We start from the raw sequence: 23,148 nt of genomic DNA on the forward strand, positions 1-23,148 counted from the left end.
CCGCGCCCGCTACACGCCCAGCGGGGCCTCCCACACCAGGCGGGTGCCCCCGTCCTCGGCGGGACGGAGGTCGAAGGTGCCGCCCGCGCGTTCGGCGCGTTCCGCGAGGTTGCGGAGCCCGCTGCGGCGTCCGGACGGCGGGACGCCGACGCCGTCGTCCGTCACCGTGAGCGTCACCGTGCCGCCGGCCGCGCGCAGGGCCACCTCGACCCGGCTCGCGCGGGCGTGCCGGGCGGCGTTGCTGAGGGCCTCGCCGAGGACGGCCATGACGTGCTCGGCCAGCTCCTGAGGCACATCGGTGTCGAGCAGCCCCTCCATGCTGAGCCGCGGCGCGAAGCCCAGGGTGGCCTGGGCCTCGCCGACCGCGCGGGTGGCGCGGGCGCGCAGGCCCCGGTCGGGCTCGCTGTGGGCGCGCAGGCCGAAGATGGTCGAACGGATGATCTTGATCGTCTCGTCCAGGTCCGCGACCGCCCGGCTCACCCGGTCGGCCGCGCTCTGGCTCTCGATCAGCCGCCCCGCGCTCTGCAGCGTCATGCCGGTCGCGAACAGCCGCTGGATGGCCAGGTCGTGGAGGTCCCTGGCGATCCGGTCGCGGTCCTCCAGGAGGGTCAACTGCTCGGCGTCCCGACGCCGTTCGGCCAGCTCCAGGGCCAGCGCGGCCTGGTCGGCGAACCCCAGCAGCGGGCCGGTCTCCTCGGCCGTGAACGGCGGCTGCCCGTGCGCCCGGGCCAGCAGCAGCACACCGCGCCCGAACCCCCCGCCGGTGCCCAGCGGCACCGCGACGGCCGGACCCAGCCCGGTGAACCGCCCCCGGGGCCCCGCCGGGAACCGCTCGTCGTGCTCCAGTTCGTCGCTGGTCGCCGGGGAGCCCGAGGCGTAGGCGGCGCCGGACAGCGTGCCGTCCACCGGCACCGTCACCCCGAGCCGGGCCTCCGGCCGCCCGCCCAGCGCGACCTCCACCGTCAGTTCCTCCGCCCGCTCGCCCGGATCGGCCAACGCCACCGACACATCGGCCAGTTCGGCGCCCGCGATCTCCCGGGCCCGGCGCGCGATCAGCTCCACGACCTCCAGCCGGGGCGCGCCGGAGAGCAGGCTGCGGGTGATCTCGGCGCTCGCCCGCAGCCACCGCTGCTGGCGCTGCGCCTCCTCGTACAGCCGGGCGTTGTCGATGGCGACCCCCGCCGCGACGGCCAGGGTCGAGATGACCGCCTCGTCGTCGGCGTCGAAGTCCAGTCCGCCCCGCTTGTCGGTCAGGTACAGATTGCCGAACACCTCCCCGCGCACCCGGACCGGTACCCCGAGGAAGGTGTGCATCGGCGGATGGTTCGGCGGGAAGCCCACCGAGGCCGGGTGCTCGGAGAGCGTGGGGCAGCGCAGCGGCTGCGGGTCGCGGATGAGCTCGCCGAGGATGCCCCGGCCGGTCGGCTGCGGGCCGATCTCCTCGATCTCCCGGGGGCTCAGGCCGACCGTCAGGAACTGCGAGAGCGAGTGCCCGTCCGCACTGATCACCCCGAGCGCGGCGTAGCGGGCGTCGACCAGGTCGGCGGCGGCCTCGACGATCCGGTGCAGCGCCTGGGCGAGGTCCAGTTCGCGGCCGACCGCGAGGACCGCCTCCAGCAGGCTGTGCACCCGGTCCCGGGTGCCGCGCGCCGCGTCGATCCGCCACTGGAGCTCCTCCAGCAGCTCGTCCAGGCGCAGCTGCGGGATCCGCGGGCCGGCGCCGGACGACGTGCTGGGCTGCGGTGCCTCTCCCGCGTGAGCTGCCTCTCCCGCCTGCGCTGCCTCTCCCGACGGTGGGGACGGCTGGGGCAGGCCGGACTGCTGCGGCGGCCCCGGGTGGGCGGGGCAGCCGGGCGGCGGGGTGCCGTCCGCCCGTCCGAGCCGGTCTCCGCCGGTGCCCGTCCGCGTGTCCTCCGCGCCGCCCACCGGCGTCCTCCTCGTGTGTTCGTGCTGCTCCGGTCGGACCCGCCCGAGGCAGTCCGACAGCCTGACAGACGTATCGTCCGATCAGGTGGTTTGTCGGATTCACGTTAGTGCCGCAGGCACGTGCGGGGGACGCCGGGGTCGGTCACGAGCAGGCAGGGAAAGGTGCGTACGGCCGTCCGCGCGCCGGTCGGCAACCACCCCCCGCGCCCCCCTGGCCATGATCCAGGCCCTAAGGCCCGTCGGACAGGGCCTTGTGGCCCCTGGCTGCGGCACCGGTCCGCAGACCAGGGTGGGGGAGGGTGCCGACGGTGCGTCAGCGCACGTCGCGGGTGCCGGTCCGACCGGCACCCGCCACCCGGCACCTGCCACCCGGCAGTGCCACCCAGCAGTGCCACCCGACGGTGCGCCCCCGCACCGCGGACCCGCAGCGGAAGGAACGCCCATGACGCCCGCAGTCCTCGCCGGAGTCGACGGCTCGCCCGAGAGCAGCGTCGCCGCCCACTGGGCGGCCGGGGAGGCGCTGCGACGGGGCGCCCCGCTGCGGCTGCTGCACGCCTGGCCGTGGCTCACCGACGGGCGCGCCTCGTTCGCCGACCCGGAGGACCTGCCGGTGGCCGCCCAGCGGATGCTGGCCGCCGTGGCGGAGGAGGTCGGCGCCCGGCACCCGGGCCTCACCGTGCAGACCGATGTGGTGCTCGACGCCGCCGTGGACGGCCTGGTTGCGGCCACCGAGGTCGCCGGCGACGCGGATCTGCTCGTCCTCGGCTCACGCGGGCTGGGCGGCTTCAAGGGGTTGCTGGTCGGCTCGGTGAGCATGGCGGTCGCGGGCCGCGCGGCCGTCCCGGTGGTGGTGGTCCGGCAGCCGGGGCCGGAGACCGGCACGGAGAGCGCCGGGGGGACCGGGGCCGTGCCCGAGGTGGTGGTCGGGGTCGACGCGGCCGCGCCGAGCGACACGGTGCTCGACTTCGCCTTCCGCGAGGCCGAACTGCGAGGCGCCCGGCTGCGCGCCGTGCACGGCTGGAACCTCCCGGCGTCCTTCGCGGTGGTCGGCTTCCTGCCGTCCGGTACAGAGACGGCCCAGCTCCAGGCCGCCGAGGAGAAGGCCCTGGCCGCCGCCCTGGCCGGCCACCGCGCCCGGTACCCGCACATCGAGGTGGTCGAACAGGCCCGCCTGGGAGCGGCCCGCACCCTCGTCGAGGACACCGAGGACGCCGCCCTGCTGGTGGTCGGCCGCCGACGCCGCCCCCACGACCTCGCCCCCCGCCTCGGCCGCACCGCCCACGCCGTCCTCCATCACGCCCACCCCCCGGTCGCCGTCGTCCCCCACGCCTGACGCCGACGCCGGACCTGGACGAAGGTCCGGGTGAGGCCGTCCTCGGTCATCGGGCCGCGCGCTCGCGTCGCTCCAGCCACTCCAGGTACCACGTCCCGAAGGTGTGCCGGTTCCCCCGCGCGTCGACGGACGGTTCGAAGGGCGGGTCGAGCGCGCAGTCCCGGTGGCGGAGCTCGCCCCGGTGGGGGCCGACCATGACGAGCCAGGTGGTCATGCCGCACCCGTCGTCGCTGATGTGGATCGCCCCGCGCCCGCGCTCCAGGTACAAGAGCTCGTCGCCGGCGTCGCCGAAGGCCTCGCGGTAGTCGTCGAGGTAGTGGTCCTCCTCGCCCCGGTCGGTGGGCTCGTGCCCGGCGGCGCGGAGGGTCGCCACCTGCTGGGCGGCCCAGCCCTCGGTCTCGACGAACGGCCCGCCGGGGTCGAGCAGCCAGGGATGGGCCTCGTCGTCGTCCCAGACCCACCCCCAGCTCCCGCCGATGCGGCGCAACGAGGTGAGCTCGAACTCCGGGCCGGGGCCGCCGGCGCCGACCTCGGCCAGGAACGCGCGGTACTCGTCGGGGAGCCCGACGCCGTACTGGGCCTCCACCTCGGCGATCTCGTCGGGAGTGAGGACAGGTTCGAAGACGGGGTACGGGGACGGCCCCCGGTCGTTCACCCCGCGCTTGGCCCCTTCGAGGGCGACGACCCGTTCCCGGACGGCCGACCAGTCGATTCGCGGGTTCATGCTCCTCCTGTCCGACGGTGAGTACGGACAGTAGCGCCCGCCACCGACAGTGCCAGGGCACCGGCGGCGAAGCGGGCCGTTGGACCCTTTGCGACGGGTGCGGGGGCGGGGCACGCTCGGGGGTATCGGGGTGTGCGGCCGGTGCGGCCGGGGCCCCGGGGTGTCGAGGCCAGGAGACGATCACCATGACCCAGTCAGCTCTCACTCCGGCCGACCTGCGGCTGCTCGCCGCCGCGGGTGGCGCGGCGCCTTCGCTGCACAACAGCCAGCCGTGGCGTTTCCGGCCGACCCCGGACGGGCGGGGTGTCGAGGTGTACGCCGATCAGGGCCGGGCCGTCCCGCTCGCCGATGCCAGCGGTGCGGCCCTGCACATCGCGGCGGGCGCGGCGCTGTTCAATCTGCGGGTCGCGGGCGTCCGGCTCGGCCGGGAGGCCGCCGTCCGGCTGCTGCCCGATCCGGCGGACCCGCAGCTGCTCGCCGTCCTGGATCTGTCCGGGCCCGCCGAGACCGCCGGAGCGGGCGGCGCCGGGCCGTTCGGCCGGGACCTCTACCCCGCGGTCGCCGAGCGCCGCTCCAGCCGTCGGCCGTTCACCGAGCAGGGCGTTCCGGAGGCGGTCGCCGCCGAGCTGGTCGCCGCCGCCGGGGAGGAGGGCGTGTCGCTCGCCGTCCTGGGGGAGGCCGGGGTGCGGCGGGTGCTGGCGGTCACCACGGAGGCCGAGGACCGGATCGCCCACGACCCCGCGCGGCAGGCCGAGACCCGCTCCTGGCTCCGGCCGGACGCCGGGGCCGACCCGTCCGCACCCGCCGCCGTCGACGGCCTGCCGTACGCGGTGCTCGGCCCGCAGGACCACGACGCCCGGGTGCCGACGCGCGAGTACGCGGGCCGGCCGCCGCACCACGAGGGGCCGGCGCAGCCGTCCGAACGCTTCGAGGCGCTGCCCCGGCTCTGCACGCTGAGCACCTCGGGGGACGGCCCGGCGGACTGGCTGCGGGCGGGGCAGGCGCTGGAACGCGTCTGGCTGCTGGCGACCGTGCACGGACTGCGGCTGACGGTGTGGCACCAGCCGGTGGAGTGGCCCGACCTGCGCTGGCGCCTGCGCGACCCGGCCGACGGGCCGCGCCACGTCCAGCTGGTGCTGCGGACGGGCTACGGCCCGGCCGGTGCGGCCACCCCGCGCCGCCCGGTCGAGGACGTGCTGGACCTGTCGGCACGGCCCGGGCCGTCACCGGCGTAGCCGGGGCGTGCCGACAGGAGGGTCAGGACCTCAGGACCTCAGGACCTCAGGTCGGCGAGGTCCTTGATGTCCTGGTAGCCCAGGCCCAACGAGTTGTACAGCCGCACCTGCTCCTCGTTCATGGCGCCGTCCCGGGTCAGCTCCTTGATCTGGGCGTCGGTGAGCGGAGCGGCCGCGCCGCCCGCTCCACCCGCACCGCCGCCGGCGGCGGCGAGCTGGCCGAAGAGGCCGCCGATGTCCTCGCTGGAGAGTTCGGTGGCACCGGCGGGCGCCTGGACGGCCGGGGTGTCGTGGCCGAACGCGATCCGGAGCGGCAGCGGCGTGCCACTGGCCTTCTCCTCCAGCTGGGCCAGGTCGAAGGTCACGGCGGACAGCGCGCCGCCGTCGAGGTAGAGGTCCAGCGCCAGCGGGCGGTCCGGCACCTTGGCCGGGGCGGACTTCGGCAGCTTGGCCAGGTTCGGGATGTCCTTGGCGAGCGGCTCGACGGCCTTCAGCAGGTCGTCCGTCAGCTTGTGGGCCGGGGCGGTGACGGTGATCCGGTCCTTGCCGTCCTGCTTGCCCTTCTCCTCGAAGGACAGGTCGCGGGTGAGGATGTCCTTGAGCGACGCGTTGAGGTTCTCGGCGGCCTTCGGGTCCAGGGTCGGCTTGGGGGTCGCGGCCGCCCCGCCGGTGCCGCCCGCGCCTTCGGGGGCCTTCGCGTCGAAGCTGACCCACTGGCCCTTGAGCGCGTTCCCCAGGGGGGCGGGCAGGCCCTCGGCCAGTCCCTCGACCTCGGCGGCGTTCTGGCCGACGAGCTTCGCGAAGCCCGCGAGGTCCCCGCGCGCGTAGGCCTTGCCGCCGACCTGGCGGAGCTCCGCCAGCGGTGCGCCGCCCTTGCCGGTGAGCGTGTAGGAGGCCGAGACCGACGGGTCGGCGGGCGTCGCGGCGCCGTTGCCGGAGCCCTTGGTCGGCTGGATGTCCTTGAGCGGCTTGTCCGCGCTGAAGGCGATCGACAGGCTCACGGCGGCCAGCGCGGCCGCGCTGTCCTTGTCGATCTCCTCACCGGTGGCCGCGCCGAAGGCCTCGATCTGCGCGGCGGTGGCGTCGACCGACAGCTTGGCGCTGAAGGACTTGCCGCTGCCGAAGGCCTCGAAGGCCTTCGACACCTTGTCGGCCGCGTTGAGCTGCTGGACGGTCCCGCACGCGGCGAGGCCGCCGGCGAGGACGGCGCCGCAGGCGGCGGTGGCCAGGGCGGTGCGGGCGGACCGGCGTATCACGGTACTGATGGGAGAACTCCTCGGTGCGGGGCAGGACTGCCGGGCGCGCGACCGCCACCACGCTCCGCGAACGACGCGGTGGCGTGACGGCGCGGCGGCGTGACGCGGTGACGCGGTGACGCGGTGACGCGGTGACACAGGAAAGCACGGAAGACCTGGTCGGAGCATCCGAATTCCCGCAGTCCCCGGAAGGACAGTCCACAAACTACCGGGCCCGACCGACAGTGCGTCGGCCGGGCCTCCCGGGGCCTCCCGGGCTTCCTCGGGGTTCAGCCGCTCAGTTGCTCAGCCCCGGCGGCCGCCGGGTGGGCGGACCTCCGCCTTGACCCGCAGCTCGGGGCTGTTGCGGAAGGTCAGGGTGAACTCCACCCACTGGCCGACCTTCAGCGCGGGCGGATTTATGATCATCAGATCGGCGTCCTCCGGGGACATGGCCAGCTCCCCCCGCTCGGGGACCTCCAGGGCCGTGACCGGCGCCCAACTGCCCGCCGCGCCCTGGTGCAGATGCCGCTTCAGGGTCACCTTCCCGCCGAACTCCCAGCTGGCCCCGGTGAGTTCGTCCGGTATATCGCCGGGGTTGCGAACCGTGAAGAAGGCCGCGGTGGCCGGGACCCCGCCCGCCGACGGCAGGAGCAGCCAGCCCGGCCCGACCTCGACCGGGCGCGCGGTGCCCGCACCGCCGAGCGCCGTCCAGCCGGACAGCAGCGCCAGCGCCACCAGAGCGGCCCCGACCGGCGGCCCGACCACCTTCAGCCGTTCGACCGCCTTCAGCCGCTCGGCCGTCCGGCCCCGGCTCACCACGCCGCACCCGCCGAGCGCCGCGCCCGGGCCGGCCGCGGGGAGCGCGCGCCCCCGCGTTCGTCCGCCGTGCCCCTCCCCGGACGCCAGGTCCGCAGCCGCAGGCTGTTGCCCACCACCAGCAGCGAACTCAGCGACATCGCCACCGCCGCCAGCATCGGGTTCAGCAGCCCCACCGCCGCCAGCGGGATCAGCACCACGTTGTAGCCGAACGCCCACATCAGATTGCTCCGGATCGTCGCCAGCGTGCGCCGGGCCAGCCGGACGGCGTCCACCACCGCCTCGATGTCCCCGCGCACCAGGGTCAGTCCGGCCGCGCCGATCGCCGCGTCACTGCCCGAGGCGAGCGCCACCCCCAGGTCCGCCGAGGCCAGCGCCACCGCGTCGTTGACGCCGTCGCCGACCACCGCGACGGTCCGCCCGGCGGCCCTCAGCTCGGCCACCACCTCCGCCTTGCGCTCCGGCGAGGCCGAGACGTGCACCCGTTCGATGCCCAGTTCCTCGGCGACCGCGCGCGCCGCCCCCGGGCCGTCGCCGGTCAGCAGCACCGGCTCCAGGCCCATGCCGCGCAGCCGGTGCAGGGCCCGCCAGCTGCCCGAGCGCAGGGTGTCGCCGACCGCCAGCACGGCCACCGGGAGGCCGTCCAGTTCCACCACCACCGGCGTGCGGCCCGCCGCCGAGGCGTCCGCGAGCGCCGCCGTCAGCTCGGCCGGCAGCGGTCCCGCCGCCTCGTCCGGGCGGACCACCCGCACCGCGGTCCCCTCGACCTCGCCGGACACCCCGACCCCGGTGGTGGCCGCGAACCCGGCCACCACCGGAAGGGGTTCGGAGCCGCACCGGGCTCGGGCCGCCCCCACGACAGCCCGCCCGACAGGGTGCTCCGAACGGTGCTCGACGGCTCCCGCGAGCCGCAGCACCCGCTCCTCGTCGACACCCGCGCCGGCGGCCACGGCCACCGCCGCGAGCTCCATCCGGCCGGTGGTCAGGGTGCCGGTCTTGTCCAGCACCACGGTGTCGACCCGGCGCAGGCTCTCCAGGACCTCCGGGCCGCGGACCAGGACGCCCAGCTCGGCGCCCCGCCCGGTCGCCGCCAGCAGCGCGGTCGGCGTGGCCAGGCCCAGCGCGCACGGGCAGGCCACCACCAGCACGGCGACCGCCGCCGTCACCGCCGCCTGCGGGTCGGCGCCCGCGCCCAGCCAGAAGCCGAGCACACAGACCGCCACCGTCAGCACACAGGGCACGAACACCCCGGCGACGGTGTCCGCCAGCCGCTGCGCCCGCGCCTTGCCGGCCTGGGCGTCCGCCACCAGCGCGGTGATCCGGGCCAGTTGGGTGTCCGCGCCGACCGCCGTCGCCCGCACCACCAGCGCCCCGCCGACGTTCACCGTGGCGCCCGCCACCCGGTCGCCCGGCCCGACCTCCACCGGCACCGACTCGCCGGTCAGCAGGCTCAGGTCGAGCGCCGAACCGCCCTCGACCACCAGGCCGTCGGTGGCCACCCGCTCACCCGGACGGACCACGAACTCCTGCCCCGGCAACAGCTGTTCGATCGGCAGCAGCCGCTCCTCGCCGGTCCTCGGATCGCGGACGCACACCTGCTTGGCGCCCAGCTCGGCCAGCGCCCGCAGCGCGGAACCGCTGCGCCGCCGCACCCTGCCCTCCAGCAGACGCCCGGCCAGCACGAACAGCGGCACCCCGACGGCCGCCTCCAGATAGACGTGCGCGGTGCCGCCGCCGTCCGCGGTCAGCGAGAACGGCATCCGCATGCCGATCTCGCCCGCCCCGCCGAACAGCAGCGCGTACGCGGACCAGGCGAAGGAGGCGACCACACCGAGGCTCACCAGGGTGTCCATGGTCGCCGCCGCGTGCCGCAGCCCCTGCAGCGCCCGCCGGTGGAAGCCCGCCGAACCCCAGCTCACCACCGGCAGCGCCAGCCCGAAGCAGACCCACTGCCAGCCCGCGAACTGCGCGGACGGCACCATCGACAGCACCAGCACCGGCAGCGCCAGCAGCGCCGTCACCAGCAGCCGCCACCGCTCCCCGGCCTCCTCCGCCGCCGGCCCGGCGGACGGCACCCCGTCCGGCGCCAACTCGGCGGTGTAACCCGCCCGTTCGACCGCCGCGACGAGGTCCTCCAGACCCACCCCGGCCGGGTGCAGCACCCGGGCCCGCCCGGTGGCGAGGTTCACCCCGGCACTCACGCCCTCGATCCGGGCCAGCCGCTTCTCCACCCGGCTCACACAGGCCGCGCAGGTCATCCCGCCGACCGCCAGGTCGGTGGACACCAGCGCCTCGGACTCCGCGGCCGCCCTCACCGGGCCGCCCCCATGTTGTGCCCCGTCCCGGGCTTCCCGCCGCCTCCGCCACCGGGCGTCAGCCCGGGCGTCACCGGCCCCGCGCCGCGCCCCACCGCGAACGCCAGGACGAACACCACTACCAGCAGCAGGGCGAACCCCGCGAGCACACTCAACGGCCGGGCACCCGGCGACATCCCACTCACGCCCCACCAGTCGTGCCCCCACCCCGCCGGGTTCCCGCCCACCCCCAATGACCCGGATCACACACCCGTCCGGCCCAGCGCGGACCGGACGGGCATGTGCGGGCTGGGGGCGGACGGGCGTTCGAGTACGGACCCCTCGGACAGGGCGCTGCCCCGGCATCGGGGAGGTGACGTCGGGGCAGCGGGGGGTGTGGGTGCGGGCGTGCGTTACGGCAGGGGGATCCGGACCACCTGGGGGTCGTGGTCGCTCAGCTGGGTGGCGAACTCGCTGTTGAGGTGGACGATGTCGTAGCTGTAGGCGCGGGCCGCGAGGGCGGGGGAGATCAGGATGTGGTCGAGGACCTGGGAGTTGCCCTCGTAGACGTAGGTGTAGCGCTCGGCGAGGGGGAGGGTGCGGGGGAGGTCGACCAGGGAGCCGCCGGCGGTGAGGAGGTCGGCGGTCTGGGAGAACTCGAAGTCGTTGAGGTCGCCGAGGACGATCACCGCGGCGTTCGGGTCGATGGCGAGGATCTGGTCGGTGAAGGTCTTGACCGCCGTGGCCTGCGCGTGGCGCTGGGTCTCGGAGGGGCGGGCGGGCTGCTGGTAGCGGCCGAAGAGGGGCTGGTCGCCGCCCTTGGAGTTGAAGTGGTTGGCGATCACGAACACCGGGCGGCCGTTCCAGCGGAACTCGCCCGCGAGCGGCTTGCGGCTGGCGTTGAAGGCGGTGTTGGTCGGGTCTATCCGGCCGGGGGAGTAGGTGAGGGCGGGGACGCCGGCGTTGTTGACCACGGAGTCGGCGGTGGTGGAGCCGGCGCCCGGGCGGTCGGTGAAGCTCAGGCCCCGGTCGGTGCGGTAGAGGAACACCTGGCGGATGTTGCCGCCGGGCTGGCCGCCGTCCTGGTCGTTGACCGGGTTGAGCTGGCGGTAGGAGTAGGCCGGGCCGCCGGCCGCGGTGATCGCGGCGGTGAGCTTGGCCAGGGTCTGGTCGGCGGCGACCACGCCGTTGTCGGTGGCGCCGGAGTTGTCCTGGATCTCCTCCAGGGCGACCAGGTCGGGCGAGCGCAGGTTGGTGACGACGGCGGCGGCGAGGCCGTCGAACTTGGCCTGCGGGTCGCTCGGTGCGAGGTTCTCGACGTTGAAGGTCGCCGTGGACAGCTCGCCGGCGGCCGGTGCGGCGGTGGTCTCCGGGGCGAGGCCGCCGGGGAGGACGGTCGGGGTGGCGGTGACCAGCAGCTTGAAGTTGCCGAAGGAGTAGTCCAGGACGCCGACGGTGGCGCCGGAGAGGGTGTCACCGACGTTGGCGGCCGGGGTCGGCGCGAGCACGTCGTCCAGCAGGACCCGCTCGGGGTTGCCGTCCGCGGCCTGGAGCAGGATGCCGCCGCGGGTGGTCCTGGTGGTGGAGCCCTGCGGGACGACCGGGATCTCGCCGACGGAACTCCTCGGCCCGACCACCGCGGCGTTGTTCAGCTGGACCCGCATGCCCTCCAGCGACTCCCAGAAGTCCAGGCCGTCGGTGGCCGGCTGGAAGCCGCCGGCGGTCTCGACGTCGCCCGTGGTGACGCTGGAGATCACCGCGGCGGGCGGGACCCGGCCGCCGGCGCCGACCACGGTGGCGGCGGGCAGCGCCGCGTTGTGGGCGAGCACGGCGGTGGTGGGCGAGGTGAGCTCGGTGACGGTGAGGTTGGTGGTGCCGCCGGTGCCGCCGGGGCGGTACTCGCTGACGGTGCCGCCGACCTGGACCGAGTCGCCGACGGCCACCCCGGGGGCGCTCGCCGTGTAGACGTACAGCGCCTCGCTGGTCGCCGGGTCGGCGTCGGGCTGCGGGTCCTGGAACCAGTAGCCGCTCGGGCCGACCGCGGTGACGACGCCGGGGACGCCGGTGACCGGCTGGCCCGCCAGCGGGGAGGTCCGGGCGGCGCCCTGGAGGTCGTGGATCCGGGTACCGCCTGTCCCGCCGCCGGAGGTGGAGTTGCGCGGGGTGGGGGCGGTGACGGCGAAGTCGGCCGCGTTGTTGTCGGTGTCGGTGGCGCCACCGCCGGCCCGCACCGCCGCGGTGGTGTTGGCGAGGTTCCCGGTGGGCGAGCCCTCGGCGGAGGAGGCGGTCGTGCCGTAGCCGACGAAGTCCTTGACCCCGGGCTGGCCGGCGCAGCCGGTGGCGCAGGTCAGCGCGGTGGAGTTGGTGACCAGCGCGATCTTCCCGGCGTTGGCGCCCATCGCGATCGTGCCGGTGGCGTCCGGCGTCGGCAGGGCGGCGCCGGAACCGGCCCCGGCGGCCTCCTGCACCAGGTAGTACTTGCCGGGGGCGACGGTGCCCGACAGGGTGGTCTTCGACCAGGAGGACCCGGCCGCCGAGGCGTACTGGACGGTCCAGCCGGTGACGCTGACCGGGGTGGTGCCCCGGTTGTACAGCTCGACGAAGTCATTGAGGTACGGCGCGCCGGAGTTCCCGCCACCGCCGTACACCTGGCTGATGACGAGGTCCGGGGACACGGCCTGCGCGGTGCCGGCGGGCAGCGCGGTGAGCGCCGCGACGACGGTGGCGGCCGATGCCACCGCCAGTGCGCGGAGCCGGACTCGATCGGTTCGCCGCATGGGCGTCCTCCTGACGGGCGTGCAGCAGTGGATGGGCGGGCGCTGTGTGTTGTAGCAGCGCCACCCATGCCGTACCGCGCGCTCCGGCGAACGACCAGGCGTCCAACGGAAGAACGTTTTCCCTGGCATGAACCGGACGAGGATCCGGACGTGTCCTGGGGGACGTGGGGCGGGAGGGGCGTCGGGCTCCGGTCGTCGGAGGGCCTCAGCCGTCGGTGAGGATCAGCTCTCGGTGAGGGTGAGCCGGATCCCGATCGTGCCGCGCTCGCCGCGCCGCAGCCGGCTGCCGAGCACCGTGACGACGCCGACCAACCCGTACTTCTGCCGCAGCAGCGTCCGGTAGGCGGCGGTGCGCTCGGGGCCGAGGATCTCGGCGGTCGCCGGGACGGACGCACCGGTCGGATTGCCCCGCACGTCGCAGGGGCCGACCAGGACGTCCGGTCGGTTGCGGATCCGCTTCACCTTCCACGAGTCGGCGACGGTCCAGACACCGAGCGCCTCCCCGTCGCGCACCACCCACACCGGCGTCGGCACGGCGGTGCCGTCCTTCTTGAAGGTGGTGACCAGCAGGTAGCTGCCGGAGGAGAGGCTGACCAGGCGTTCGAGCCGTTCCTGCCGGTGCGGGTCGGGGTGGGGAGTGGCGCTCATGCCGGGCATTCTAGGGTGCCGGGACGGGGGCGGCCGGTTCGGCTCGGGGAGCCTCTGCGAGGCTGGCCGCGGCATGTCCGTCGCTGACGGACGCTCAGGTCGGGTCGGGTTCGTCCGGGAAGGTGTCACCGTAACTGTGGAACCGGTTCTCACGGCCGTCGACGGGTCCCAGGCCGTATTCACGGGTGCCCTGGTCCTGGCGATTCCGGTCGCACTGCTGGCGGGGCTGCTCTCGTTCCTCTCGCCGTGCATTCTCCCGCTGGTGCCGGGATACCTCTCCTATGTGACCGGATTCTCGGCGGCCGACCTCGCGGACGCCGGGGGGAGGAAACGCGGACAGGTGGTCCTGGGGACGCTTCTGTTCATCCTCGGTTTCACCGTCGTATTCGTTTCCGCGGGTGCGTTGTTCGGCTATTTCGGCAATACCCTGGCGGAGCACCGGCGTACGGTCGAGGTCTTTTCCGGAGTGATGACGATCCTGATGGGAGTCGTGTTCTCCGGGCTGTTCTCCGGCTTGTTCTCCGGGCTGTCGCAGAAGGAGTTCCGCAGTCGGTACCGGCCGGCGGTCGGCCTGGCGGGGGCTCCGGTGCTGGGAATCGTCTTCGGCGTGGGGTGGACGCCGTGCATCGGACCGACCGCCTCCGCCGTCCAGACCCTGGCCCTCAGCGAGAGCGATCCGGTCCGAGGGGCCCTACTGGGATTCTTCTACTGCGCGGGGCTCGGGATCCCGTTCGTCGTCTGCTCCCTGGTATTCCGGCGGGCGATGGGATCCCTAGGGTGGGTCAAGCGCCATTATCGAGGGGTCATGCGGTTCGGCGGAGGAATGCTGGTGCTCGTCGGCGTCATGCTGCTGACCGGGGTCTGGGCGGAGCTGGTGGACTTCCTGCGGGTCTGGGCGGCCGGTCATCTGCCGGACAGCCTCGTGTCCGTCTGACCGGTTGTTCTGCACGGTTGCAGGACTTCATGGTTGCAAGACTTCACGGTTTCAGGACTTCATGGTTCCAGGGCTTCACGGCCTTCAGGGGCGCCGGCCCCGGCGGGTGGCGGTGGTCGCGGCGAACCGGGCGCGGGTGGTGCGGGCCAGGGAGCGGGCTTGGCGGGTGAGGCGGCGGCGGGTGCTGCCGCCCACCGCTGTGGCGCCGCCGACGGCGGTGGCGCCGCGTGGGGCGGTTCCGGCTGCCGTCCGGGCCGGAACGGAGTACGCGATGTGCGGGGCGTAGTCCGGGCGCGGGGGGACCGGGACGCCGCCGGGGAGTACGGGCAGTACGGGGAGCGCGGGCGTCGCGGGGTGCGGACGGCGCCGGGTGCGCAGCCGGCCGGCCGTCCAGAGGGCCAGCGCGGTGCCGAAGGCGAGTGCCGTCCAGCCGGTCGGGCCGAGGGCGTGGTCGGCCTGCTGGATGGCGTGCGGCAGGACGCCGGAGGCCGGGGCCTCGGCGGCCGGGGCGGCGGACGCGTCGGGCCCGGTCTCCTCCTCGACCAGCCGGCCGACCGGTTCGACCTTGCCGGCCGCCGCGAAGCCCCAGTCCAGCAGCGCGGCCGCCTCGTCGTAGACCTTGGACTGCTGCTCCGGGTGCATCACCGTCACCAGCAGGGTCCGGCCGTCGCGTTCGGCCGCGCCGGTGAAGGTGGCGCCCGCGTTGGTGGTGTAGCCGTTCTTCACCCCGATCAGGCCCGGGTACTTGCCCAGCAGGCGGTCCGTGTTGGCGATGTCGAACGCGGACCGCTGCCCCGTCGTCTTGTCCAGCGCCCCGGGGAAGCGGGCGGTTCGGGTCGCGCAGTAGCTGCGGAAGTCGGGGTTGCGCAGCCCGGCGCGGGCGAACAGCGTGAGGTCGTAGGCCGAGGAGACCTGGCCGTCCTGGTCGTAGCCCTCCGGGGAGACCACCCGGGTGTCGCGCGCCTGGAGGGCGGTCGCCCGCTCCTGCATCTGGGCGACGGTGCGGGCCAGGCCGCCGTTCATGTGGGACAGCACGTGCACGGCGTCGTTGCCGGAGGCGACGAAGACGCCCCGCCAGAGGTCCTCGACCCGGTACGGCAGGTTCTCCTTGATCCCGACCAGGCTGCTGCCCGCGCCCAGCGCGGCGAGTTCGGCGGGGGCGACCCGGTGCTCCAGGGTGCGGTCGAACTTCGGCAGCACGGTGTCGGCGAACAGCATCTTGAGGGTGCTGGCGGGCGGCAGCGGGAGGTGGGCGTTGCGCGCGGCGAGCACCTCGCCGGTCGCGGCGTCGGCGATCAGCCAGGACCGCCCGGTGAGGACGGCCGGCAGCTCGGGTGCCCCGGTGCGGGGCGCGACCTGGACGGCGGGCCGCCCCAGCCGCTCGCCGCCGACCACGGCGGCCGCGTCCTGGGCGGCACCGGCACCGGCACCGGCACCGGGCGCCGCAGGGGCGGAGGACGGAGAAGGGGAGGACGGCGAGGGGGAAGGCGAAGGGGCCGAGAACGCGGCGGGCGCGCCGGCCGCGAGGACCAGGACGGCGACGGCACCGGCCGCCGCCGGTCTCCCGGCCCGGGCGCGCCTGCTGACGTGGGGTGACCTCTGCTGCACACCGCGAACGTACCCGGACGGCCGCCGCGCCGCCCTGCCCGCTGCTCCGTCCGGGCCCTCCCGCACCGCGCGGCGGACTGGTACGGTACGGCCCATGTCCTTCCTCTGTGCGTAGCAGGCCCGAAGCGACCGCGCCCCGACCGATCGGGAACCGCGCGGCCCTCCGGTGTCCCCGTACGCACCTCCGGTACCGCCCGCCGTGACCTCCCGGCCCGCGGACCGGACCTCCTTGAGGACGTCCACCGTGCCTTCCACCGTTTCCGCGCCTCCGCGCGGCCCGTCCGCACGCCCCGGCTACCGCGCCGTGCTCGGCGCCCCGCACGCCGCCCGCACCTTCGGCGCCGCGCTGCTCGGCCGCCTCTCCTACGGGGTGGTTCCGCTCGCCCTGCTGCTCACCGTCCGCGAGGCCACCGGCTCCTACTCCGCGGCCGGCGCGGCGATGGCCCTGTTCGCGCTCGCCAGCGTCCTCCTCTCCCCGGTCCGGGCCGGGCTGGTCGACCGCCACGGTCCCCGGCGGGTGCTGCCGCCGATGGCCGTGCTGTACGGCGCGCTGCTGCTCGCCGTGGTCGCGGCCACGGCCCGGCCGGGCACCGCTCCGGCGGCGGTCGGCGCGCTCGTCGTCGCGGCGGGCGCCTGCACACCGCCGCTGGGGCCGGTGATGCGGACGTTCTGGCGGCGGCTGCTTCCCGACCCGGTGCTGCTGCGCCGCGCGTTCAGCCTGGACGGCGTCGCGGAGGAACTGCTGTTCGTCACCGGGCCGTTGCTGGTCGGACTGCTGCTCCCGCCGGTCGGCCCGGGTGGGGCGGTGGCCGTGGGCGCGGGGCTGCTGCTCGCCGGGGCCCTGCTGCTGGTCGCCTCACCGGTGGCGGCGGGCGGACCGGACGCACCGGGTGAGACGGACGGGGCGGACGACCCCGACGGTGCGGTGCCCCCGGCCGGGCGCCGTCGCCGGTCACCGCTCGGCGGCGGACGGGCGCTGCGCGCCGCCGTGCTCGCGTCCGCGGTGACCGGGCTGGCGCTGGGCGCGCTGGACCTCATGGTGCTCGCCTTCGCCGAGGACCGCGGGCGACCGGAGGCGGTGGGCTGGATCCTGGCCGCGCTGTCCGCCGGCAGCGCCGTCGGCGGCCTCGGGCTGGGCGCGCTCGACCGGCCGGTGTCCAACGTCGTCCGGCTGCCCCTGTTCACCGCCGGTCTGGGCCTGGCCCTGGCGGGGGCCGGGCTCGCACCCGGCCCGGTCCTGCTCGGCGTGGCGGTCGGCGTCGCCGGGTTCTTCGTCTCGCCCGCCCTCACCACCTCCTACCTGGTCGCGGACGAGGCGGTCGCCCCGGAGGCCAGGACCAGGGCCGGCGCCTGGGTGAACACCGCCTTCAACGCCGGTTCGGCCGTCGGCGGCGCGGGTGTGGGCCTGCTGGTCGGACACCTGCCGCTGCCCCTCTGCTTCGCCCTGGCCGCCGCCCCGGCGCTCGCCGCCGTGCCCGTGCTGCTGCGGATGCGCGACTTTGGTGAGACCCGGTCGCGCCGAAAGTCGGATCCGGTCGGCGGCCAGGCTGCCTAACGTCGGGATCATGAAGAACCTGCTGGGATTCGTGAGCTTCGTCCTGATCGTCGGCGGCATCAACGGCCTCCTCGTCGACCACCTGTGGGGCCTGCACATCTTCGGCTTCGTGCGCTATCTCGTCCCCGCCGACCACCGGACCGTCGGCTACTTCGTCCTGATCGCGGTGGGCGCCCTGCTGGCCGCCGCGACGGCGCTGCTCGACCGGCGGGAGGGCGGCGGCCGGACCCGGCGCGACAGCGGGGACTGACCCGGGCGGGGCACGGACAGGGCAGCGGCGGACGTACCGGACGGGCGGCGGCGGGGAACGAACGGTCGGCCGCCGCCCGTTCTGCCGGGTGACGCGTCGTCGACGAGGAGGGCCGCATGACCAAGCAGGCGTACGGACGTATCGCGCACCGTCAGGTCGAGGTGAACGGAGTCCGGCTGCACGTCGCCGAACAGGGGGAGGGGCCACTGGTCCTGCTGCTGCACGGCTTCCCGGAGAGCTGGTACTCCTGGCGGCACCAGTTCGCCCCGCTCGCCGAGGCCGGCTACCGCGTGGTCGCCGTCGACCAGCGCGGCTACGCCCGCAGCGAGCAGCCCGAGTCGGTCGACGCGTACACCCTGCTGCACCTGGTCGGTGACGTCACCGCGCTGATCGGCGCCCTCGGCGAGGAGAGCGCCGTCCTGGTCGGCCACGACTGGGGCGCCCCGGTCGCCTGGAGCACGGCGGCGCTGCGCCCGGACCTGGTGCGCGGTGTGGCGGGGCTGAGCGTCCCGCCGCTGCCCACCCTCGGCCTGCCGCCGCTGGCCCAGGCCCGGGAGCGGTTCGGCGAGGGCTTCTACCAGATCTACTTCCAGCGCCCCGGGGTCGCGGACGCCGAGCTGGGCCGGGACCTGCACTCGACGTTCCGCCGGATGCTGGCCGGCGGCGCCGGCGCCCGGGCGGGCGGCGGGGGACCGCAGGCGTGGGTGATCCGCGAGGGTCAGACCCTGCTGGACAGCGTCCCCGAGCCCGAGAAGCTGCCGGACTGGCTCTCCGAGGCGGACATCGAGGCCTTCGTCGCCGACTACGCCGAGCACGGCGAGCGGGCGTTCACCGGCGGTCTCAACTGGTACCGCAACATCGACCGCAACAACGAGCTGCTCGCCGGTCTCGCCGGCCGGCCGGTGGAGGTGCCGGCCCTCTACGTGGCGGGGGACCAGGACATGGTGATGGCCCTGATCCCGGAGGAGGCGATGCGCGGGCTGCTGGAGCGGCTGGCGCCGAAGCTCTACCGGCGCGTCACGCTGCCGGGCGTCGGGCACTGGACCCAGCAGGAGAGCCCGGCGGAGGTCAACGCGGCCCTGTTCGACTTCCTCGGCCAACTGGACGGCTGAGGTGATGGACGGCTGAGGCGCCGGGTGGCGAACGGGGGCGGTGCCTCGGCGCCGCCCTTGCCCGCCGCGGCCCCGTCCGCCGCGCCTCAGACCGGCAGCAGACGGGCGACGAACTCGCCCAGCCGGCGGGCGTTGCGGCAGCAGTGCATCGGCACCACCCGGGCGTAGTCGGGGGCGGCGGAGTCGCCGGTGCCCCAGAGGGAGGGCTGCTCCGGGTTGAGCCAGTGGACCTGGCGGGCGCGGGCCGCGATCAGCCGCAGGGCGGGCAGGTGCGGGTCCCGGTAGTTGTTGCGGGCGTCGCCGAGGATCAGCACGGCGGTCCGCGGACCCACCGCGTCCAGGTGGCGTTCGGCGAACTCGCCGAGGGCCGAGCCGTAGTCGCTGTTGCCGTGGTGGCCCATCACCTTGGCCTCGGTGAGGATCCGCCGGGCCAGCGTGGCCGGGTCGCCGCCGCCCCGGGTGAGCAGGTCCGTCACCTCGGCGGTGCGGTTGACGAACGCGAACACCCGGACCTTGCTGAACTGGTCGCGCATCGCCTGGACCAGCAGCAGGGTGAAGTCGGAGAAGCCCGCCACCGAGCCGGACACGTCGCAGAGCAGCACGAGTTCGGGCCGGGCGGGGCGGCGCAGCCGGTGGGCGGGGCGCAGCGGGACGCCGCCGGTGGAGAGCGAGCGGCGCAGGGTGCGGCGCAGGTCGATCCGCCCGCGGGCGGCCCGGCGTCGGCGGGCGGCCAGCCGGGTGGCCAGCTTCCGGGCCAACGGGTGGACGGTGCGGCGGAGTTCGGCGAGCTGGTCGCGGCCGGCGGTGAGGAAGTCGATCCGGTCGGTGCTCGGAGCGACGGCCCGTTCGGCGAGGCGTTCGGTGCCGCGGAGTTCGGCCGCCCGTCGGCGGGCCTCGGTGGCGACCATGGCGCGGAAGCCCTGGATGCGGCGGCGGATCTCGTCGGGCAGGACGTGGTCGGCGAGGTCGGGGGCACTGGGGTCCGATCCAGTGCCGGCGGCCCCGGCGCGCAGGGCCGCGAGCACCCGGGCGAGCAGGGTCTCCGGCGCGAGCCGGCCGAGGGTCTGGTAGGCCGACCAGCCGTCGCTGCCGGGCCGGCCGGCGGCGCCGGCGCCGCCGTAGCGGCCGAACGCCGCCACCGCCTCGCCGGCGAGCCCGGCCAGGGCGGCCCGGTCGTCGGCGGCCAGTGCCGCCACCAGCCGCGCCCGGAGGTCCTCGCGCCGCGCGGCCGGGTCCGCGTTCGGGTCCATGAGGTCGGCGGGACCCGGCGCGCCGGGGTCGGCGGGATCGGCCGCCTCCGGGGTCTGCTGTGCCGAGGCCCGGCGCACCGCCTCCGGGTCGCCGACGCCGAGCGGGAAGAACAGGTCGAAGGCGGCGTCGAAGACCCCGCGCTGCCCGTCGGTGCGCAGCAGCGCGGCGGCGAGTCCGGCCCGGACCTGCTCGCGCTCGGCGAGGCCGAGGACGGCCAGTACGGCCGCGGCGTCGACCGTCTCGGCGGGCCCGATCCGCAGCCCGTGGGTGCGCAGCGCGCGCACGAAGGCGGTCAGCCGGGCGGCGAGGTCCGCGGGGGCGGAGGGGACACCGGACGGGGGCGGGACGGTCACGCGAGGGTGAGCTTCTGGGCGGCCTTCAGCACGTCGTCCTGGTGCTTGAGGACGACCCCGAGGGTGGCCCGGACGACCGTCTCGTCCAGGGTGTCGGCGCCGAGCGCCAGCAGGGTGCGGGCCCAGTCGACCGTCTCGGCGACCGAGGGGGCCTTGCGCAGCTCCAGTGCTCGCAGTGCGCCGACCACCCGGACCAGCGACTCGGCCAGCGCCGCGTCCAGCCCGGGGACGCGCAGCCGGACGATCCGGCGTTCGAGCTCGGCCTCCGGGTAGTCGAGGTGGAGGAAGAGGCAGCGGCGGCGCAGCGCCTCGGAGAGTTCCCGGGTGGCGTTGGAGGTGAGCAGGACGAAGGGGCGGCGGGTCGCCGTGATGGTGCCCAGTTCGGGCACGGTGACCTGGTAGTCGCTGAGCACCTCCAGCAGCAGCGCCTCTACCTCGACGTCGGCCTTGTCCATCTCGTCGATGAGCAGCACGGTCGGTTCGTCGCCGCGGATGGCGGTGAGCAGCGGCCGGGTGAGCAGGAACTCCTCGCCGAAGATGTCGGTGCGGGCCGCGTCCCAGCCCTCGTCCCGTCCGGCGGTGATCCGCAGCAACTGCTTGGCGTGGTTCCACTCGTAGAGGGCGCGGGACTCGTCGATGCCCTCGTAGCACTGGAGCCGGACCAGCCGTGCCCGGCCGAGCGCGGCGACGGCCTTGGCGAGTTCGGTCTTGCCGACGCCGGCCGGGCCTTCGACCAGGAGCGGCTTGCCGAGCCGGTCGGCGAGGAAGACGGTGGTGGCGACCTCGGTGGAGGCCAGGTAGCCGACCTCGGCCAGCCGTGCGGCCGTGTCGGCCACCGACTCGAAGAACTGCGTGCCCTCGCCGACCATGCCTGCCCCGCATCCCCGTGGTCCGGTGTCCGTCGCCAGCACCCTACCGGTGGGTCACTTCGCTGTCCCGGCCTCTCTGTCTACCGGACGTGGCGGCACCCGGCAGGCGGGGGAGCCGGGCGAGGGGCGAGCCGGTGGGGCGGGGTGCGGCGGCGGCCGCACCCCGCCCGGTGTCGTACCGGCCCCGGCGGGAGGAGCAGTCCGGGAGGGGCGGTCCGGGAGGGGTCAGTTGATGTAGACGTGCGGGCTGCCGGCGACCGAGCTGTCCTTCACCGGCCCGTAGGTGGCGCTGAAGTACCCGGTCGCGAAACAGGTGCTCGGGCCGGAGACCTTGGGCAGGGCCTGGGCGTTGAAGCCGATGGTCTGGCCGACGTTGCTGGTGGTGCCGCTGATGCCGGCGGGCGCGCGGTAGACGCAGGTGATGGTGCCGAGGATGGTCTTCAGCACCACCGTGGTCTGGAGCGGGCCGACGGCGGTGGGGTCGAGCGAGACCGGGTTGCCGGGGGCGTCGCTGACCGAGTTGGTGTAGGGCAGGTTGTTGACGGTGATGCTCTGCACGGAGGTGACGCCGATGACGTTGGCGGTGCAGGAGCCGAAGGTCTGGGTGTTGAGCTGCTCGGTGGCGACCCCGGGCGCGGCCGGGTTGCTGGTGACGGTCGCCGAGAAGGAGGAGGCGGCGCACTTGATGCCGCTCGTGCCGGTGGCGCTGGAGTAGAAGGTGGCGAAGCTGCCGGACACCAGGTCGGCGGTGAGCACGTCGCCGACGGCGATGTTCGGCCCGCCCACCGAGGTGTGGGTGAGCACGGCGGAGCCGGCGGCCTGGGCGGGGGTCATGGTGCCGGCGGCCAGCACCGCGGCGGCGGCGAGGGCGGTGGCTCCGAGGGTACGGCGGATGCGCATGAGGGTGTGCCTCTCCGGGCGAGTCGGGTGGGGGAGCCCGTGCGGTCGGTGTGGGGGTGCGCGCGGCATCGTCGGCCGCGGCCCGGCCGGGACGGGTGAGGGTGTGCTGCGAGGTGGGGCGCCGCGAACGGCGACTCGGCGGGCCCGGCGCCACGGGCCCGCCCGTACGGCGCGGTACCGGCGGCACGACGTTGTGCGGCGGGTACGACACGGCCTGGGCCGGCCGGAAGGAACCGGCCGGGTACGGCTGAGTACGGCGGGGTACGGCGGGGTGGAACGGTCCAGCGCAAGTGCGGGAGTGCAGGGTGCACGTCGACGGCTGCCACCGCCGGGCATGCGTTCGCCATACTGAGCAGTCGGAACGCGTGCGGGCTTCCGGCGGCCTCGGCCGCGGATTGGAAACCCGCCAGTGTTGTAAACCTGATGTCGCGCCAATGTCAAGGCAATGCACAGGAGTTGGGGACGGAGGATGGCAATGGACCCGGATCTCCGCGGTAGTGCCGACGTGGTCCTGATCCCCGGTGCGCGCACCGGGCGCGACCCGGCCCGCTCGATCAAACGCGGCCCGAGCCGGCTGCCGCCCGGGGTGGTCGCGGCGACCCAGCGGGAGCGCCTGCTCGACGGCCTGGTCCACACGGTGGCGCAACACGGCTACCAGCGCGCCACGGTGAGCGACATCTGTCGCGCCGCGGGGGTGACCAGGCCGGTCTTCTACGAGCTGTTCAGCGGCAAGGAGGACGCCTTCCTCGCCGCCCACCGGCACGGCACCGGGGTGGTGATCCGGCGGATGGCGCGGGCGTTCGCGGCCTCGCCGGACTGGTGCAGCGGGATCCGCGAGGCGCTCCGGGCGATGCTCGGACTGCTGGCCGGGGTGCCGGCCTTCGCGACCATGGCGGTGATCGAACTGGACGCGGTCGGCCCGGCCGGGCGCCGTGAGCGGGAGCAACTCCTGCTCAAGTTCCGCGCGTTCTTCGCCGAGATCCCCGAACTCCCGGACGGCATCGGGGCAGAGGCGATGGTCGACGCGGTGGTCGGCGGCGTCTACTCCACCCTCCAGCGCTGCATCGACACCGACCGCACCGCCGAACTCCCGGAACTGCTGCCGACCTTGAGCCTGTTCTGCCTGGCGCCCTTCCTCGGTCCGGCCGAGGCCGCACGCCGTCTGGCCTCGGCCGGGGCGGTGCCGGATCAGCGCCGAGGAGCGGACGATGATCCTTCGTGCACCCGTATTGACCCGGTCAATACCGGGCAGTAGCTTCCCAGTTACCCACTGCGGCCCGACCGGTCCGCCCCGCTGCCGAGGGGTGGTCCTCCGCTGCCGTGCC

19 protein-coding genes are annotated in these 23,148 nt (G+C 75.1%); 7 read left to right on the forward strand and 12 right to left on the reverse strand.

Annotation, left to right across the window (positions count from 1 at the left end):
• Positions 1-9 precede the first annotated feature (9 nt).
• Positions 10-1,707 carry a sensor histidine kinase gene (locus IF01_RS0128665; protein WP_030396469.1) on the reverse strand — a complete coding sequence of 566 codons (1,698 nt, stop codon included), beginning with the start codon at positions 1,705-1,707 and terminating at the stop codon, positions 10-12.
• 661 nt (positions 1,708-2,368) lie between these two features.
• On the opposite strand from IF01_RS0128665, the gene IF01_RS0128670 reads away from it, so the two are divergent.
• On the forward strand, positions 2,369-3,259 hold the full coding sequence (locus tag IF01_RS0128670) for a universal stress protein (RefSeq protein ID WP_030396470.1): 891 nt from the start codon (positions 2,369-2,371) through the stop codon (positions 3,257-3,259).
• A 46-nt stretch (positions 3,260-3,305) separates the two neighbouring features.
• On the opposite strand, the gene IF01_RS42405 is transcribed toward IF01_RS0128670, so the two are convergent.
• On the reverse strand, positions 3,306-3,983 hold the full coding sequence (locus tag IF01_RS42405) for an SMI1/KNR4 family protein (protein ID WP_051756428.1): 678 nt from the start codon (positions 3,981-3,983) through the stop codon (positions 3,306-3,308).
• A 185-nt stretch (positions 3,984-4,168) separates the two neighbouring features.
• On the opposite strand from IF01_RS42405, the gene IF01_RS0128680 reads away from it, so the two are divergent.
• Positions 4,169-5,218, forward strand: coding sequence for an Acg family FMN-binding oxidoreductase (locus IF01_RS0128680; RefSeq protein WP_030396472.1), 1,050 nt, complete (start codon positions 4,169-4,171; stop codon positions 5,216-5,218).
• A gap of 38 nt (positions 5,219-5,256) precedes the next feature.
• On the opposite strand, the gene IF01_RS0128685 is transcribed toward IF01_RS0128680, so the two are convergent.
• The 6 genes from IF01_RS0128685 to IF01_RS0128710 form a co-directional block, all read right to left on the reverse strand.
• Positions 5,257-6,474, reverse strand: coding sequence for a hypothetical protein (locus tag IF01_RS0128685; RefSeq protein ID WP_030396473.1), 1,218 nt, complete (start codon positions 6,472-6,474; stop codon positions 5,257-5,259).
• Between the two features lie 285 nt (positions 6,475-6,759).
• Positions 6,760-7,272 (reverse strand): copper chaperone PCu(A)C, encoded by a 513-nt coding sequence (locus IF01_RS0128690; protein ID WP_051741006.1) that lies wholly within the window; start codon positions 7,270-7,272, stop codon positions 6,760-6,762.
• Entirely contained in the window at positions 7,269-9,530 is a 2,262-nt protein-coding gene (locus IF01_RS0128695; protein WP_051756450.1) for a heavy metal translocating P-type ATPase, read from the reverse strand. Before IF01_RS0128695 ends, IF01_RS0128690 begins: the two co-directional genes overlap by 4 nt.
• A 53-nt stretch (positions 9,531-9,583) precedes the next feature.
• Positions 9,584-9,742: a hypothetical protein gene (locus IF01_RS48555; protein WP_233290148.1), complete on the reverse strand. Its 159-nt coding sequence runs from the start codon at positions 9,740-9,742 to the stop codon at positions 9,584-9,586.
• Positions 9,743-9,979: 237 nt separating this feature from the next.
• A complete protein-coding gene (locus IF01_RS0128705) occupies positions 9,980-12,343 on the reverse strand; it encodes a DUF8508 domain-containing protein (protein WP_030396476.1) in 2,364 nt (787 codons plus the stop codon).
• A gap of 222 nt (positions 12,344-12,565) precedes the next feature.
• The gene (locus IF01_RS0128710; protein ID WP_051756452.1) at positions 12,566-12,991 is read right to left on the reverse strand and encodes a PPOX class F420-dependent oxidoreductase; all 426 of its coding nucleotides are present in this window, start codon (positions 12,989-12,991) and stop codon (positions 12,566-12,568) included.
• A 136-nt stretch (positions 12,992-13,127) separates the two neighbouring features.
• Between IF01_RS0128710 and IF01_RS0128715 the strand changes: the two genes are divergently transcribed.
• Complete coding sequence (locus tag IF01_RS0128715; protein WP_030396478.1) at positions 13,128-13,925, forward strand: cytochrome c biogenesis CcdA family protein; 798 nt, start codon at positions 13,128-13,130, stop codon at positions 13,923-13,925.
• Positions 13,926-14,009: 84 nt separating this feature from the next.
• Here IF01_RS0128715 and IF01_RS42415 read toward each other — a convergent pair whose 3' ends face one another.
• Positions 14,010-15,533, reverse strand: coding sequence for a D-alanyl-D-alanine carboxypeptidase family protein (locus tag IF01_RS42415; protein WP_244215660.1), 1,524 nt, complete (start codon positions 15,531-15,533; stop codon positions 14,010-14,012).
• Positions 15,534-15,777: 244 nt separating this feature from the next.
• On the opposite strand from IF01_RS42415, the gene IF01_RS0128725 reads away from it, so the two are divergent.
• The 3 genes from IF01_RS0128725 to IF01_RS0128735 all read left to right on the forward strand — a co-directional run bounded on the left by IF01_RS0128725 (position 15,778) and on the right by IF01_RS0128735 (position 18,450).
• Entirely contained in the window at positions 15,778-17,088 is a 1,311-nt protein-coding gene (locus IF01_RS0128725) for an MFS transporter (protein WP_063764322.1), read from the forward strand.
• 10 nt (positions 17,089-17,098) lie between these two features.
• Positions 17,099-17,338, forward strand: a complete 240-nt coding sequence (locus tag IF01_RS45070; protein WP_030396481.1) for a hypothetical protein — start codon at positions 17,099-17,101, stop codon at positions 17,336-17,338.
• A 116-nt stretch (positions 17,339-17,454) separates the two neighbouring features.
• Positions 17,455-18,450: an alpha/beta fold hydrolase gene (locus IF01_RS0128735; RefSeq protein WP_030396482.1), complete on the forward strand. Its 996-nt coding sequence runs from the start codon at positions 17,455-17,457 to the stop codon at positions 18,448-18,450.
• An 86-nt stretch (positions 18,451-18,536) separates the two neighbouring features.
• Here IF01_RS0128735 and IF01_RS0128740 read toward each other — a convergent pair whose 3' ends face one another.
• The 3 genes from IF01_RS0128740 to IF01_RS0128750 form a co-directional block, all read right to left on the reverse strand.
• A complete protein-coding gene (locus IF01_RS0128740; RefSeq protein WP_030396483.1) occupies positions 18,537-20,054 on the reverse strand; it encodes a vWA domain-containing protein in 1,518 nt (505 codons plus the stop codon).
• Positions 20,051-20,923 (reverse strand): AAA family ATPase, encoded by an 873-nt coding sequence (locus tag IF01_RS0128745; protein WP_030396484.1) that lies wholly within the window; start codon positions 20,921-20,923, stop codon positions 20,051-20,053. The genes IF01_RS0128740 and IF01_RS0128745 overlap by 4 nt, the downstream gene beginning before the upstream one ends.
• Before the next feature lie 225 nt (positions 20,924-21,148).
• A complete protein-coding gene (locus IF01_RS0128750) occupies positions 21,149-21,823 on the reverse strand; it encodes a hypothetical protein (RefSeq protein ID WP_030396485.1) in 675 nt (224 codons plus the stop codon).
• Between the two features lie 475 nt (positions 21,824-22,298).
• Between IF01_RS0128750 and IF01_RS0128755 the strand changes: the two genes are divergently transcribed.
• A complete protein-coding gene (locus tag IF01_RS0128755; RefSeq protein ID WP_051756430.1) occupies positions 22,299-23,078 on the forward strand; it encodes a TetR/AcrR family transcriptional regulator in 780 nt (259 codons plus the stop codon).
• The last annotated feature ends 70 nt before the right edge of the window (positions 23,079-23,148 follow it).

It is taken from the genome of Kitasatospora purpeofusca (assembly GCF_000718025.1).
In the GTDB taxonomy this organism is placed as follows: Bacteria; Actinomycetota; Actinomycetes; order Streptomycetales; family Streptomycetaceae; genus Kitasatospora; species Kitasatospora purpeofusca.

Excerpts from the sequence above, each read along its gene's own strand:
- IF01_RS0128670 (WP_030396470.1), top strand. The coding sequence starts at position 2,369 with ATGACGCCCGCAGTCCTCGCCGGAGTCGACGGCTCGCCCGAGAGCAGC.
- IF01_RS42405 (WP_051756428.1), bottom strand. The coding sequence starts at position 3,983 with ATGAACCCGCGAATCGACTGGTCGGCCGTCCGGGAACGGGTCGTCGCC.
- IF01_RS0128680 (WP_030396472.1), top strand. The coding sequence starts at position 4,169 with ATGACCCAGTCAGCTCTCACTCCGGCCGACCTGCGGCTGCTCGCCGCC.
- IF01_RS0128695 (WP_051756450.1), bottom strand. The coding sequence starts at position 9,530 with ATGACCTGCGCGGCCTGTGTGAGCCGGGTGGAGAAGCGGCTGGCCCGG.
- IF01_RS0128705 (WP_030396476.1), bottom strand. The coding sequence starts at position 12,343 with ATGCGGCGAACCGATCGAGTCCGGCTCCGCGCACTGGCGGTGGCATCG.
- IF01_RS0128710 (WP_051756452.1), bottom strand. The coding sequence starts at position 12,991 with ATGAGCGCCACTCCCCACCCCGACCCGCACCGGCAGGAACGGCTCGAA.
- IF01_RS45070 (WP_030396481.1), top strand. The coding sequence starts at position 17,099 with ATGAAGAACCTGCTGGGATTCGTGAGCTTCGTCCTGATCGTCGGCGGC.
- IF01_RS0128735 (WP_030396482.1), top strand. The coding sequence starts at position 17,455 with ATGACCAAGCAGGCGTACGGACGTATCGCGCACCGTCAGGTCGAGGTG.
- IF01_RS0128745 (WP_030396484.1), bottom strand. The coding sequence starts at position 20,923 with ATGGTCGGCGAGGGCACGCAGTTCTTCGAGTCGGTGGCCGACACGGCC.
- IF01_RS0128750 (WP_030396485.1), bottom strand. The coding sequence starts at position 21,823 with ATGCGCATCCGCCGTACCCTCGGAGCCACCGCCCTCGCCGCCGCCGCG.
- IF01_RS0128755 (WP_051756430.1), top strand. The coding sequence starts at position 22,299 with ATGGACCCGGATCTCCGCGGTAGTGCCGACGTGGTCCTGATCCCCGGT.